The sequence below is a fragment of the Rhodanobacter sp. C05 genome (assembly GCF_002001165.1).
GTDB lineage: Bacteria > Pseudomonadota > Gammaproteobacteria > Xanthomonadales > Rhodanobacteraceae > Rhodanobacter.
Genome location: NZ_MUNQ01000018.1, coordinates 1 through 13,894 on the forward strand (window position 1 = coordinate 1; position 13,894 = coordinate 13,894).

The following is a 13,894-nucleotide window of genomic DNA, read 5'->3' on the forward strand; positions in this document are numbered from 1 at the left end:
ATTGGATTGCGCATGAATCGTTGGATCGGGGGATGGGGTTCGCTTGTCCTGGTGGTGTGCGGCTTGCTGGCGGTATCGCCGGCCTGCGCGCTTGATCCCGATCGCGCCATCGGGCAGCTGACCCACGTCTGGTACGAGAACCAGCTGCCACAAGGCACGGTGTTGTCCATCGCGCAGGGCAAGAACGGCTCGATCTGGCTGGCGACTTACGGCGGCCTGGTTCACCACAGCGGCGCGGAGTTCGACGCCATCGACCCGCGCGTGGCACCCGTGCTGAAGAGCACGGCAATCACTGCCGTTTATGTCGATCGCAATGGCACGCTATGGGTCGGCACGCTGAACAACGGGCTGTACCGCCGCCGTGGGCGCGAGCTGGAGCCGGTGGCGTTGCCCTCGAACATCAAGAGCGTGTTTGGCATCGTGCAGGATCGGGGCGGTGCGCTCTGGCTGACCACCAACGCCGGCGTCGCGCGGATGGGCGCGAAGGGGATCCGCCTGCTCGGCGAGGAAAGCGGGTTTCCGCCGCGCGCGTTCTATCACGCGATCGTGGCCGATGCGGCGGGCGGGGTGTGGATCGCCGTGGATGATGTCGGTGTCGTGCACTGGCTGAATGATCACGTCGAGCTGTTCGACACCCGGCGCGGCCTGCCGACCAATGCGGTACACAGTCTCGCGATCGATCATGCAGGAACGGTCTGGGTCGGCACGCAGGGTGGTCCCGTGCGCTACCGTGATGGGCACTTCGAGCGCGATCCGCGCCTGGGTGCGCTCGATGGGAAACGCATCTATTCCCTGTACGGCGATCGTGACGGCAGCATGTGGTTCGCGCCGCTCGGCGGTGTGGGTATCTGCCGCCTGACGGCCGCACGCTTCGATTGCGACAACACGCTGACCGGCCTGGTCGGCGAGACCGTGCGGTCGATGTTCGAGGATCGCGAAGGCAACCTCTGGATGGGTACCACCTCCAGCGGCATCCACCGCTTCAGCGATTCGAAACTCGTCACCGTCACCGGGAAAATGGACTCCAACGCGGTGCGTGCCGTCTACCAGGATCGCGCGGGCACGCTCTGGATCGGCACCGACGGTTCGGGGCTGTCGCGGTACGAGAACCTGGCGCTGGTGCCGGCGACGACAATCAACGCGAAGCTGTCGAGCCTGTTGCTGCGCGCGATCGAGTCAGATGCGGCCGGCAACCTCTGGGTGGGATCGACCGATGGGGTGAGCCGGATCGCGCCCGATGGCACGGTGCGCAACTTCGGCATCGGCGATGGTCTGCCCGGCACGATCGTGTTCGCGTTCGCGCCCAGCAGCGATGGCGGCATGTGGGTGGCGACCCTGCAGGGCGTGGCTAAGATCACGCCGGACAAGATCAGCGGCGACAAGGTCAGTGTGGTTCAGGGCACGCACGGTGACGATACGCGCGCGCTGTACGTGGATCCGGGCGGGCGTCTGTGGATCGGCGAGCGCAGCGGTTTGCGCTGCCTGCACGATGGAGTGATCGACCGCTGCGGTACCGACGGTTTGTCGGGCATCAGCGTGTTCGCGTTTCATCCGGAACCCGATGGCGATCTGTGGCTTGGTACCAGTTTGGGCCTCATGCGCATTCGCGGTAAGACCGTTCAGACTTTCACCGAGCGGGCGGGTTTCTACGGCGACGCGGTGTTCGCCATGCTCGATGACGACGCGGGTCACTTCTGGGTGAGTTCGAACCGCGGCATCGCGCAGCTAGCGTGGGCCGATATCGATGCGCTCGACCGCGGTGTGGTGAAGCAGATAGAACCCCACTGGTATGGCAAGAACGACGGCATGCTGTCCCAGCAGGCCAATGGCGCCTCGCAAACGCCAGCTTGGCGCACGAACGACGGACGGATGTGGTTCGGCACGGCCAACGGTGTGGTCATCGTGGATCCGAAGCACGAGCGGGTGAACCGGATGCGTCCGCCGGTCGCGATCGAGCGTGTGCTGGTGGATGGCACGGACGTGGCCCCGGATCATGTCGGCCGGGTCGGTCCCGACGTGGAACGTATCGAACTGCACTATGCCGCGATGAGCTACGTGGCGCCGGCCGCGGTGCAGTACCGTTATCGCATCGACGGCTTCGACCATGACTGGATCGACGCGGGCAACACCCGTGTTGCCTACTACACCAATCTTCCGCCCGGCGACTACGTGTTCCGCGCGATCGCCAGCAACAACGACGGCGTGTGGAACACCGACGGTGCCAGCGTGGCCTTCACGATCGTGCCGCGCTGGTATGCCACCTGGTGGTTCCGTACCCTCGTTGCGCTGATCGTCATCGGCCTGCTCGCCGTGATCCACCGGCTGCGAGTGTGGCGTCTGCACGAGCGCCAGCGCGAGCTGACACGCGAGGTCGCGCAGCACACCGAGGCACTGCGCAATGCGAACGCCGAGCTGACACGCATCGCCGCGCTCGACGGCCTCACCCGGATTGCGAATCGCGGCGCGTTCGATCAGCGGCTGCGCGAGGCCCTGAACGAGCATGTGGCGCGTGGCGCGTCGGTGGCCGTGTTGATGTGTGACGTCGATGCGTTCAAGGATTACAACGATACCTATGGCCATCTCGCCGGCGATGTCGCATTGACGGCTGTCGCAGGTGCACTGACCAGGGTGCTGCGCCCGGATGCGGATCTCGCCGCACGCTACGGTGGCGAGGAGTTCGCGGTGCTGCTCACCCGGTGCGACGCCAACGCAGCTGCCGCGGTCGCGCAACGCATTCTCGAGGCCGTGCGTGCGCTGGCGATCGAACATCGCTGCTCCGGCGTCGCGCCGCACGTGACCATCAGCATCGGTATTGCCGCCGTCGTGCCGACTGCCACGGACTCGCCGGAACAGCTGTTGCGCTGCGCTGACGAGGCGCTGTATCGCGCCAAGGCAGCGGGGCGCGACCGTATGGCCTGTGGCCCTGAACATGCCGGGTGATGGCTTGGGCCAGGAAGGGGAAATCCCAGACTCCGCCCCGGGTTCGATCAGGCTCCGGAAGGTTTCGGGCTGCCGCTGTGTGGCGTCAGGCGCAGGCCACTGCTACGGCAGACATTGATGTGGGGGAAGAGCTGCGTGCGCCCACCGTGGAAGGTGACGCTGAGGTCGCGCAGGCATCCGCCGGCCGGGACATCGAAGGTCATCGAAGTCGGGCCACCCTGCAGCGGCTGACCCAGGGCGATGTCCTGGAAGGCATCGTGGTCGGCAGGCGCGATGGCGAGTGCGATGACACTGTCGAACGTGGCATTCACCAGATCGAAGTGCCGTGCGGGTCTGGGCACGGCGTTGGCGCTGGCCGCCGATGGAACGACGAGCAGGTTGCCAAGCGCGACGGCAAACACGGCGATGAGGGCGGTGGTGCGGGTCGTATTCATGGAGGTGCTCCGGCTGGGGTGAGGTGCCGCCGGTGGCTCGTGCACACACGGTCGGCAACGCGATATGGCCGGATGAAGGCGTCCTGCGAAAGCGGTTCGGGACGAATCGTCGTAACGCGGTGATGAATCGTAGTGGTGTCGTGTTTTGCTTTTCAGCGCGCCGCGGCACCCCTAGGATGTTCTCCAACATCCGCAGGATACCGACGATGAAGATCCGTCTGGGCAATACGAAAATCGGCCTGTGGTCCTATCTCGGCCTGTGGACGGCAGTGGTCGTGCTGTTCGCGATGCAGAATTTTGTGGCGGATGCATTGAATGGACGCACGTGGCCGGCGTGGGATTATCTGCGTTGGTCGGGTATCCGCTGGTACACCTGGGCGGTACTGGCGCCGTTGGTGTTCCGGCTCGCCGAACGCTATCCCATACATGCGTCGCTGCGCCTGCGCGGCCTTGGCACCCAGTTGATCGCGAGCATGGCGGTTACCTTGCTGGTGTTGGTGATCGGGGCGTTTGTCTCAACCGCGTTTGAGCCCAGTAACTTCGACACGCAACTGCGCTATTTCCTGGGCTTTTATGTCGCTACAGGATTGCTGACTTATTGGGCCTTGTACGCGGTGCAGCGAGCCGTGCAGTTCTACGAAGAGAAAACGCACCGCGAAGTGGAAGCGAGCCGGCTGGCTTCGGAATTGGCGCAATCGCGCCTGCGCGCGCTGAAGTCGCAGCTGCAGCCGCATTTCCTGTTCAACACATTGCACGCGATCGCGACGTTGCTGGACGAGGACACGTTGTCGGCCGAAGACATGCTGCTGCGCCTGAGTGACTTGCTGCGTGCATTCCTCGAGGACTACGACGGCCAGGAAGTCAGTTTGCGCCGGGAGCTGGTGCTGCTGGATCTCTACCTCGGCATCCAGCGTATCCGCTTCAAGGACCGCCTCACCACGCAGATCTATGTCGCCCCTGATACGCTGGACTGCGCTGTGCCCAGCCTGATCCTGCAGCCGATCGTGGAGAACGCCATCACCCATGGGATCGGCAAGCGGATCGGTGTGGACTGCATCGAGGTTGAAAGCCGGCGCGAGGGCGACACCCTGTGCATCGATGTGCGCAACCGCAACAGCACGCTGGAGGCCGGGGTTGCATCCACGTCGGGGCATGGTATCGGCCTGTCGAACACCGAGCTGCGCCTGCGCGAATTGTATGGCGACGTTGCGCAGGTGCGCCTGGAGATGATCTGGCCCGAGGGTGTGGTCTGCCGGCTGCGGCTGCCGTTCCGCGAGATCGAGGAAGCTGACGATGCGCCCGAGGTCGAGCTTACGTGAGCATCGCCACCCTGGTCGTGGACGACGAACCGATCGCGCGCCATGCCATCGTGCGCCTGCTGCGCGACGATCCCGACATCGAACTGCTGGCCGAGTGCGGTGATGGCGTGTCGGCAGTCGCGGCGATACGCAGCCAGTCGCCGGACCTGGTCTTTCTCGACATCCAGATGCCTGCCATGAACGGCATCGACGTGGTGGCGACGATTGGTGCAGAGCGCATGCCGGCGACGGTGTTTGTCACCGCCTTCGAGCAATACGCGGTGCGGGCGTTCGAGGCGAATGCGGTGGATTACCTGGTGAAGCCGTTCAGCCGGGAGCGTTTCGCGAATACGCTGCGGCGCGTGAAGGCGCGGCTGTCCACCGGCGAGGGCGTGGGTGGAGCAGCCTCTGTGCAGATCCTGCAGGCGCTTGATGCCTTGCGTCAGCGCGACGACTACATCGAGCGCCTTCCCGTGCGCATCGACGAGCACATCAGCTTCATCGACGTCGACCAGATCGTGTGGATCAAGGCCAGCGGCAACACCGTGCAGATCCACCTGGCCGACGGCGTCCACGAAATGCGCGAGACCATGAGCGCGCTCGCCGCGCGGCTCGATCCGCGGCATTTCGCACGCGTCCACCGCTCGGCCATCATCAACGTGCGCCGGATCCAGGCCATCCATCCGTGGTTCAACGGTCACCACGTCGTCACGATGGATACCGGCCAGAAACTGCGCATGAGCCGCTACCAGCACGAAACCTTTCTGCGCCTGGTCTCGGCCAGCGGCGGGAAACGGGTGGAATAGGGCGTGGGCGCAAACAGCGAAGCGCAATGTCACCCGCCGTGGCCGGATTCTCTCTCCACGTTCGGGACCAGAAATAAATCGGGCTACACAGTTTGCGCAGCGATGTTAACTTGTGCGAATCCCCTGGGTCTGCCTGTCGGAGTTCATGATGTCCGTTGCCTCTCTCCCCCGGTCGCCGTCTGGCGCGCACCGCACATTTGCACGTCTTGCCGTGGCCATATCCATGGCCCTGGCGACCGCTGCCGTCCATGCGCAGGATCCACGAACCGACCAGGTACCTCCGCCACGGGACACGCCCTATGCCGGCACGATCGCGCTTCATGTCGATGCCAGCGACACGTTGCAGGGCATTTTCCGCGTCCATGAGACGATTCCGGTGCAGGCGGGCGCGTTGACGCTGCTGTATCCGCAGTGGATTCCCGGCGACCATTCGCCGACCGGCCCGATCGCGATGCTCGCCGGCCTCGAACTCAGCGCCAACGGCAAGCCGCTGATGTGGAAGCGCGACAAGTACAACGTGTACGCGTTCCATCTCGACGTGCCCGCGGGCGTTTCCACCGTTGATGCGACCTTCCAGTACATGTCCGGCCGCACCGACGACGAGGGCTTCGAGATCACCGACCGAATGATGGACATGGAATGGAGCAAGGTGTCGCTGTATCCGGCCGGCTATTTTTCGCGCGGCATCACCTTCGCGCCCAGCGTGACGCTGGCGCATGGCTGGCAGTTCGGCACGGCGCTGGAGACGAGCTCGCAGTCGGGCGACATGACCACCTTCAAGCCGGTGACGTTCAACAACCTGGTCGATTCGCCGATCTATGCGGGCCAGTACTTCAAACGGGTCGATCTCAACCCGGGCGGTGACGCGCCGGTGCACCTGGACATCGTTGCCGACGCGCCGAAGTACCTGGAGATGACGCCCGAGCAGTTGAAGGTGCATCGTGCGTTGGTGACGCAGGCGGTGAAGCTGTTCGGCTCGCACCACTACGACCACTACGACTTCCTGTTCTCGCTGTCGGATGTGCTGGGTGGCAACGGCACCGAGCATCATCAGTCGAGCGAGGACGGTATGGGCGCCGACTACTTCACCGCCTGGAACGACGCTGCGCCTGACCGCGACCTGCTGGCGCACGAGTACACGCATTCGTGGAACGGCAAGTTCCGCCGTCCGGCCGACCTGTGGACGCCCAATTTCAACGTGCCGATGGGCGATTCGCTGCTGTGGGTGTACGAGGGGCAGACACAGTACTGGGGCTACGTGCTGACCGCGCGCGCCGGCATGTGGACGCCGCAGGAGTTCCGCGACGCGCTGGCGATGGAGGCGGCCAACTACGAGCGCAACCGCGCAGGTTTCCAGTGGCGCACGCTCGAAGACACCACCAACGACGCGACTGCCGCCCGCCGCTCGAGTCTGCCGTACCGCAGCTGGCAGATGAGCGAGGACTACTACAGCGGCGGCCAGATGATGTGGCTGGAAGTGGACGCCAAGCTGCGTGCGCTGACGGATGACCATAAATCGCTGGACGACTTCGCGAGTGCGTTCTTCGGCGTCGACAACGGCAGCTATGTGACCAAGACCTACACCTTTGACGACGTGGTGGCGGCCCTGAACGGCGTGGCCAAATACGACTGGGCAAGCTTCCTGCACGCGCGCGTCCAGACGCTCAATCCGCCACTTGAGAACGGCATCGCGGCAACCGGCTGGAAGCTGGTCTACACCGATCAGGAAAGCGGGTACGAGAAGCAGTACAACAGCCGGCCGGAACCATCCCGCCATCTGTACAACTTCGCCTGGTCGATCGGCCTGACGATGACCGACAAAGGCGAGGTCAACGACGTGCGCTGGGACGGCCCGGCGTTCAAGGCCGGTGTCAGCACCGGTGCCACCCTGGCCGCGGTGAACGGGCAGAGCTATTCGAGCGATGTGCTGAAGAGCGCGATCGCGGCGGCCAGGGACAGCAAGACGCCGATCCAGCTGCTGCTGAAGTACCAGGGCGGCTACCGCACGGTGCCGGTGGATTACCACGGCGGCCTGCAGTACCCGCATCTGGTGCGCATCGAAGGCACGCCGGATTACCTGAGCCAGATCATCGCACCGCGCAAGTAGGGCGAAGTCGGTAGCGCAATTGCGACAGTGCCGAGGTCATCAAGAAGTGGTCTCTGCGCCGTCTAGGGATGGTCTGTATAACTCGTCATTCCAGCGAAAGCTGGAATCCAGCGTCTTCCGTGCCTTGCGACGGCGCTGGATCCCAGCTTTCGCTGGGATGACGGGCAAACGCTTATTCAGACCATCCCTAGGATCCGCGTTTACTTCGCGGCGCTGTCCGGTTGCTCGAGCGCCTTCACCGCATTCAATGTCTCTTCGACATGCTTGGTGGGGCTGAGGCTGGAATAGACATGGGTGATCTTCCCCGACGGGGCGATCACGTACGAGGTGCGGTCGGACCAACCGGGCTTCATCAGCAGCAACGCGTCGTATTGCTTGGCGATCTTCGCACCCTCGTCGGCAGCGACCGGGAACTTGCCGCTGCAGTGGTCGGCTTCCTTCGAGAACGCCGCCAGCTGGTCGAGGTTGCCTGCGGTGACGCCGATCACGGTGGCATGTTCCGCTTTGAACTGGTCGATGGCCTGCGAGAACAGGTGCGCCTCGACGTTGCATCCCGAGGTGTGCGGGGCAGGGAAGAAATAGACCACCACCGGCCCCTTCTTCAGGGCATCGGCGAGATTGAACGTGAAGGGTTGTCCGGCGAGATAGGCCGGGGCGGTGAAATCGGGTGCCTGGGTGCCTTCCTTCAGCGCGGCAAACGCTGACGACGCGAGTGTGACGGTACCGACGAGGGCGACGGCTGCAAACTTCAGCAATGACTTCATGGGTGTGGCTCCTGGGGGGCGGAAGGTCAGCCTGTTTATACGCCAGAAGTGCCTGGACGGATGTCACTTGCCCGAGGTGACATCAAAGCGATGACTTTCGCTTGCGCAGGCAGCCGAGGTGCTGATGAGGGTGGCGAGCGTCTAGCCGGCGTCGGAACTCGCGGTTTCCATCCCTTGATCCCCGCCTGGCTGCCAGTGGAACACTTCGTCGACCCGCTTGCCGAAGAGATGGGCGATGCGGAAAGCGACGTCCAGCGACGGCGAATAGCGCCCCTGTTCGATCGCGGCGATGGTCTGGCGCGTAAGGCCCACGCGCTTGCCCAGTTCGGCCTGCGTCATGTCCTGGGCGAGGAAGCGCAGCAGGCGCACCTCGTTGGTCATCGTTTCAGTGGGCAAGATGTGGCTGCCGGTAGCCGATCAGGATCAGTGCATAGCGCGCCGTCTCGGTCAGCACGATGAAGAACAGGGCGGCGTTGACGAGCTCCCACCCACTGTTGCTGAACGGCATGACCATGCCGACCACGATCATGCCCGTCAGCAGGATGAAATAAGCCGTGCGGGTCGCGCGCCCGTCGATGGCGCGGTCGCGTTCGTCCTGGAGGAGCGGCTCGCCAGCTTCATGCCGCTTGATCACCAGCAGGCCGCAGATATAGGCCACGGCATGGAAACTGGCCACCACGGCCAGGCAGCCGATGCGTTCCAGCATGGTCGGCCGCAGGTACGGAAGCCCGATCTGGGCCACGAAGTAGATGCAGTAGACGGGGCACATGCTCCACAAGGCGAGCCATGCGCGCTTTTGAAGTGATGACATGATTCGGTCCTTGGGTTAACTAGATCGTACGTAATGTCAAACATATATAACATAATGTCAAGCAATTTAGCCAAGCTGACCCATTGAGTCGCTTCCGTCCCCGAGCTCTTGGTCTTGTCTAGCGTCGAATCGCCAGCACGCCGTCGAGCGCCAGCTGCGCCCGGAAGCCGGCTTTCTCCAGCCGCTTTTCCACCTCGCGCGGGACATCGCGGCCGCTGGTGAGCTTGTTCGGGCTGCCGGTGTAGTGGAACAGGCGTCCACCGCGCCGCAGCACCCGTGCAAGCTGGTCGTAGAACGCCTGCGAATACAGCTCGCCAGCGATGCCGAAGCGCGGCGGATCGTGCAGCAGCGCGTCCACGGAGGCGTCGGCGATCTGCGTGATCGCCAGTGACACGTCGGCATGGGTGAGTTGCAGGCGGCCGCCGCTGGTGGGCGCATCCGGGTCAATCTCATCAGTGCCAGCCTCATCAGGATCGGGCGACCACGGGTTGAGCGTGCGCAGCCACAGCACATCGGCGTTCTTCTCGAACGAGTGGATGCGCGCCACACCCGCTTCCAGACAGCACGCTGCGAAGTAACCGAGACCACCGCAGGTATCGAGCACTACCTTGCCACGCGGTTCGATCAGCGCCACCTTGCGGCGTGCATCCTCGAACGGCGATTCCTTCGAGGTGGGCAGCATCTTGATGCCGTCGATCTCGAAGGTGGGTGCGCCCCATTCGGTGGGCACCAGCTTGATCAGCGAGCCGGCATAGCGCGACACCGGCGCGAACTCGTCGCCGTCCCAGTGATAGATCGTGCGGTCTTTCAGCGGGTGTGGATACGGATAGCGCTGGCTCCGCCACTGCCAGGCGTCCGCTTCCAGCAGCGCATTGCCGTTCGAGCGACCCAGGTCCAGCGAGCCGGTCCATTCACCCACACCGGCATCGCGCGCGGCAAGCAGTGCCTCGGCGATCGGGCGCGTGAGCAGGGGACCGGAATAATGCGACACGACGGGCAGTCTCCAGGAGTAGCTGCAGAGAACCGACGACAGCTTGCTGCAACGCGAGGAAGGGGCAGCATCGTAACCCACGGTGTGGCGGATTCGTTGTACTGGCGCGTTTCGAAGGTGAGACCGGAGCCGTCATCGGTCGTTGTACGAGCGCACGTGCGGCTAATCGGTGCGGCCGGGAAAGGGCGCGGCAGGGTAGTGACTCTGACCCGTTTTGATCGCGCTGCCCGACATCAGAATAAAAGCCGAGGGGCGCATGCACCCCTCGGCTTTCACTTTTGCCAGATTTCAGTTTATTGCGATCTGGTGAACTCAGTTCGACTCGGTAAATTTGATCGACGGCGATGATCCACCGGTGGCGGTGCAGCTGCCCAGGTTCAAGTTGTTGCTCTCGCCGGTTGAGCCAGCGTTCGCGGCGCAGGTCGGCTTGGCGGTGCTCCCGTCGCTTACCGCGAGATTCACCGTGATCGACGAGCCGGAGTTGAACACTGCTTCCGATCCACCTGCGTTGCCGACGACGTTGAACTCCGTCTGGTCCCACGCGCTCGCGAGATCCAGCACGCTGTCCTTCGCGCTGAGCGTGTAGGCCGTGGTGCCATTGGTGAACACCACCGTGTCATTGCCGCCGCTTGTGGCCGTGCCGGAAATCTTGAGGTTGGCCAGTTGGGTGGCCGGCACGTCCGGCGCCGTTACGGCGGAGCTGTTCTTGTAGCAATCACCGGAGCCGTCGCTGCCGAATCCGCTCGGGCAAGAGGTGCCGCCGTAGCCGAGCAGCCAGTACTGGATGAAAACGGCAGCCTTCCCCTTGGTGCTGTAATCCGGGGAATAGATGAATTGCTGCCAGACCGTGCAGCCCGAATGGCTTTTGCACGCGCTGGTGGTCTTGTTGTAATTCGAATTCACCTGGAGCGTGTATTCGTTCGCTCCAAGAATGCCGCCGCCACCGAACGCGGCGACGCCAACGCTCTTTTCAGAAGTTACGCCCGTGACCGACGGAAAGGTTCCTGTGGCACTTTTGATCAGCCCCGAAACCTCAATGGCGTAGTCGGCACCATTGCCCGTGGTCTGCGTACCGCCAGCACCCGCGCTCTCCGAAAACCCCGTGAAGGCATTCGTATGCCGCGGCAGTGGGTGGGTAAAGGGCTGTACCTGGGTGCAAGCCACCTGTTTCCAGAGAATGCTGGGGAATATGGCCTGAAAGCAGCCTTCCGAAGGTGCCGCCATGCGGACCATGTCCTCGTGCCAGCTTTGAATGGCCTGAGCCTGGACCATCGAAGGGACTTGTGCTTGATCAAACTGGTTATCGACGGCAGGTGCGGCAAAAGCCGATGGAAGCCATGCTGCACTGACGAGACTTGCAACAATTGCGATCTTGAGCAGTTGGCGTGTGCCGGAAATCTTCTTGGATTGCATAGATGTTCCCCATTGGTGGCTAAAGTGTTGTGGTCGGTGGGCCTGGATTATCCAAGTCCACCGTTATTCCCAAAACAAAATACAGCCCGGAGCCCCTATCTCCGTATCGCCATGCGATGGCGACCGCCGTACGCTAGCGGCTATCGCGGCCATTTGGTAGCTGCAAGTTATTGCGCGCTTTTTTAATTGAAGACGGCATTAAAGGTGGCAGTACCGAGCTTGTCCGTTCCGAATGGAAACCGTGACCGGAGTCCGCTTTCTCGAGATTATTCTGAACAAGGATGGCGAGTTGATTAACTCCTCTTCGTTGGCAGTCACGGTGCATGGTGGGCCAGGTATCCCCTTTTTCGTTGAGCGGCACAGGCTTATGCTGCAGTGAGTGCGGCGCATGCCGCGTTACTCCGGAGTTGTGCCATGGCGAAGAAATTCATTCGGTGGTTGCCGATGCTCCTGCTGGCGGTCGCATTGCCCATGCTCGCGCAAGCGACGGATGCCGGCGATGTGGTATCGAAGCAGATGGGTACGGCCAGCGCACACGCCGGCATGGCGCTTGGTGCGACGGATCTGAAGACGGCGCATGCGCATCTGCACCACGTCATCAACTGTCTGGTCGGGCCGTCCGGCAAAGACTTCGATGCCCAGGAAGCGGACCCGTGCAAAGGTCAGGGCCAGGGTGCCATCGTCGATGCCAAGGGCGATGCCGCCAGCGAGTCCAGATTGCACACCGCGTTGACCCAGGCCGAGCATGGCTTGAAGAGCACGACGCTGGAGGCTGCACACGCAGACGCGCATCAGGTCCTGACCACCCTGCAGGCGAAATAGTACCGGGAGCCGGATTCAGAGCCCGGGTGCTCAACAAGGGGTCAGTAGTGGAGCCGCTTCCGTTTCAATTCTTCAATCATTATTTCTGGGCAATTGCCATCGGCATTTCGCTGATCAACTACGTGATCGGGCGTCGCCGAATCGTTGCTGCCATCGGTCTAGGCCAGAGCCAGCCGAACGACATGCTGGGCCTGTTTGGACGGTTGTGCCTGTTTTCGAACATGCCGTGGCTGGTGATGGGCTGGGGTCTGTTGTACGGCGGTGTGCCGTCGGTTTTCAGCTATCTGCAACCGCAGGACCATAACCCTTATGTGAGCTGCTGGTATGGCAGCCTGTTGCTGCTGGCGATCGTCAACGCCCTCTGGATCTTGCTGGCCGATGGTGCGGGCAGGGTGCGAGAGTTGCAGCAGCTCGGCGCGTTTGGCTCGCGACAAAAGAATGCCACCATGCCCGAGTGGACCATCAAGCTATTGGCGATACTCGGTCCGGTATTCGTGTTGATCTGGATCTACTGGATGCAGTTCGTTACTGTGGAGGCGCCTCATTAGCACGCCGCAATCCGAGTCTGCCGGTATGCCAATATCTCGTTAGCAACTGGATCAGCAGCCCCTGCCGACGATGCGCTGGCTTCACAAGTTCCGTGAATTTTCTGTGGCTCTTGGGGGGAATCATGAAGTGGGCTGGATTACGCTCGTTCTTTGTCGTGCTGTTGATGGCTTTTGCCGCTGGTGGAAATGTCTCGGCTGCCGGTACGGCGCCCAATGATGCCAATGATCTGGAGGAGGCTGCAGGCATGGTGGATGCGCAGTCTGCATCCATCTCCGCGGTAATGAAGCTATGCGAGCAGAAGCAGCCGAAATATGCCTACGATTTTCACATGGCCGACTATGTCTGGCATGCGGACAACCACGATATGGTACTGGCTGAAAAGCGGGTCCTGGGTAACGCGGCTGAGCGAGCGCTGCAACCTTTGATTGAACGCGGCATTGACGAGATAGAGAAGGGAGTGGAGGCAAATCCATCCAATTGCGTCAGATTTTCCAACGCTCTGATTACCGGATCGCGAAACGTAAAAACCTATACGCCGAGGGCTTACGGTTACCTCATTGCCGTATATGAAAAGGCTCCAGATCTGATCGCCGAACATGAGCGCCAGGAAGTGGAAACGGGTTGTGTGAAGGGCTATTCGAATCGAGGTGGCCGGAATTTCGAAAAAGCGCTGGGCATGTGCCGCTGCACCCGGGATGCCATCTATACGGCGCTGACCGATCAGGAGCGGCAGGACATGTTCGCCCACAGTGGCGATCCGACCTATATGCAAAAGGCATCCTGGAGTGGAAAGTTGCGCAAGAAGGGGCAGGCCTGCATGGCCATGCTGGATACACAGACCCAGTGAAGTGAGGTTGAAGGAGCGCACGAGTCATCTTGAGCCTGTGCGGATTTGGCCATTTGACCCTTTGATCCCGTGACTCGTCGTAGACTCGGCCAAATGCCCGGGCCAGCTATAG

The 13,894-nt window shown here is 62.4% G+C and carries 13 protein-coding genes; 7 read left to right on the plus strand and 6 right to left on the minus strand.

The genetic code is table 11. The annotated features are described in order from the left end of the window. The first annotated feature begins 12 nt into the window (after window positions 1-12). Window positions 13-2,940 carry a two-component regulator propeller domain-containing protein gene (locus tag B0E51_RS14550; RefSeq protein WP_077445784.1) on the plus strand — a complete coding sequence of 976 codons (2,928 nt, stop codon included), beginning with the start codon at window positions 13-15 and terminating at the stop codon, window positions 2,938-2,940. 47 nt (window positions 2,941-2,987) lie between these two features. Here B0E51_RS14550 and B0E51_RS14555 read toward each other — a convergent pair whose 3' ends face one another. Beyond that, complete coding sequence (locus B0E51_RS14555) at window positions 2,988-3,374, minus strand: hypothetical protein (protein ID WP_077445596.1); 387 nt, start codon at window positions 3,372-3,374, stop codon at window positions 2,988-2,990. Window positions 3,375-3,580: 206 nt separating this feature from the next. On the opposite strand from B0E51_RS14555, the gene B0E51_RS14560 reads away from it, so the two are divergent. The 3 genes from B0E51_RS14560 to B0E51_RS14570 all read left to right on the plus strand — a co-directional run bounded on the left by B0E51_RS14560 (window position 3,581) and on the right by B0E51_RS14570 (window position 7,585). Beyond that, entirely contained in the window at window positions 3,581-4,693 is a 1,113-nt protein-coding gene (locus B0E51_RS14560; RefSeq protein WP_077445597.1) for a histidine kinase, read from the plus strand. Next, complete coding sequence (locus B0E51_RS14565; protein ID WP_077445598.1) at window positions 4,690-5,478, plus strand: LytTR family DNA-binding domain-containing protein; 789 nt, start codon at window positions 4,690-4,692, stop codon at window positions 5,476-5,478. The genes B0E51_RS14560 and B0E51_RS14565 overlap by 4 nt, the downstream gene beginning before the upstream one ends. A gap of 148 nt (window positions 5,479-5,626) precedes the next feature. Next, a complete protein-coding gene (locus B0E51_RS14570; protein ID WP_077445785.1) occupies window positions 5,627-7,585 on the plus strand; it encodes a M61 family metallopeptidase in 1,959 nt (652 codons plus the stop codon). Window positions 7,586-7,785: 200 nt separating this feature from the next. Here B0E51_RS14570 and B0E51_RS14575 read toward each other — a convergent pair whose 3' ends face one another. The 5 genes from B0E51_RS14575 to B0E51_RS14595 form a co-directional block, all read right to left on the minus strand. After that, entirely contained in the window at window positions 7,786-8,349 is a 564-nt protein-coding gene (locus B0E51_RS14575) for a peroxiredoxin (protein ID WP_077445599.1), read from the minus strand. A 141-nt stretch (window positions 8,350-8,490) separates the two neighbouring features. Further along, the gene (locus tag B0E51_RS14580) at window positions 8,491-8,730 is read right to left on the minus strand and encodes a helix-turn-helix transcriptional regulator (protein ID WP_077445600.1); all 240 of its coding nucleotides are present in this window, start codon (window positions 8,728-8,730) and stop codon (window positions 8,491-8,493) included. 4 nt (window positions 8,731-8,734) lie between these two features. After that, complete coding sequence (locus B0E51_RS14585; RefSeq protein ID WP_143525940.1) at window positions 8,735-9,160, minus strand: hypothetical protein; 426 nt, start codon at window positions 9,158-9,160, stop codon at window positions 8,735-8,737. A 118-nt stretch (window positions 9,161-9,278) separates the two neighbouring features. Continuing rightward, window positions 9,279-10,151 carry an SAM-dependent methyltransferase gene (locus tag B0E51_RS14590; RefSeq protein ID WP_077445786.1) on the minus strand — a complete coding sequence of 291 codons (873 nt, stop codon included), beginning with the start codon at window positions 10,149-10,151 and terminating at the stop codon, window positions 9,279-9,281. 312 nt (window positions 10,152-10,463) lie between these two features. Continuing rightward, window positions 10,464-11,564 (minus strand): hypothetical protein, encoded by a 1,101-nt coding sequence (locus B0E51_RS14595; protein WP_143525941.1) that lies wholly within the window; start codon window positions 11,562-11,564, stop codon window positions 10,464-10,466. Between the two features lie 414 nt (window positions 11,565-11,978). Here B0E51_RS14595 and B0E51_RS14600 point away from each other — a divergent pair, with 414 nt between their 5' ends. The 3 genes from B0E51_RS14600 (at window position 11,979) to B0E51_RS14610 (ending at window position 13,782) form a co-directional block, all read left to right on the plus strand. Then, on the plus strand, window positions 11,979-12,386 hold the full coding sequence (locus B0E51_RS14600) for a hypothetical protein (RefSeq protein ID WP_077445602.1): 408 nt from the start codon (window positions 11,979-11,981) through the stop codon (window positions 12,384-12,386). Between the two features lie 47 nt (window positions 12,387-12,433). Beyond that, the gene (locus tag B0E51_RS14605; protein WP_077445603.1) at window positions 12,434-12,934 is read left to right on the plus strand and encodes a hypothetical protein; all 501 of its coding nucleotides are present in this window, start codon (window positions 12,434-12,436) and stop codon (window positions 12,932-12,934) included. A gap of 92 nt (window positions 12,935-13,026) precedes the next feature. After that, a complete protein-coding gene (locus B0E51_RS14610) occupies window positions 13,027-13,782 on the plus strand; it encodes a hypothetical protein (RefSeq protein ID WP_077445604.1) in 756 nt (251 codons plus the stop codon). Window positions 13,783-13,894: the final 112 nt, after the last annotated feature.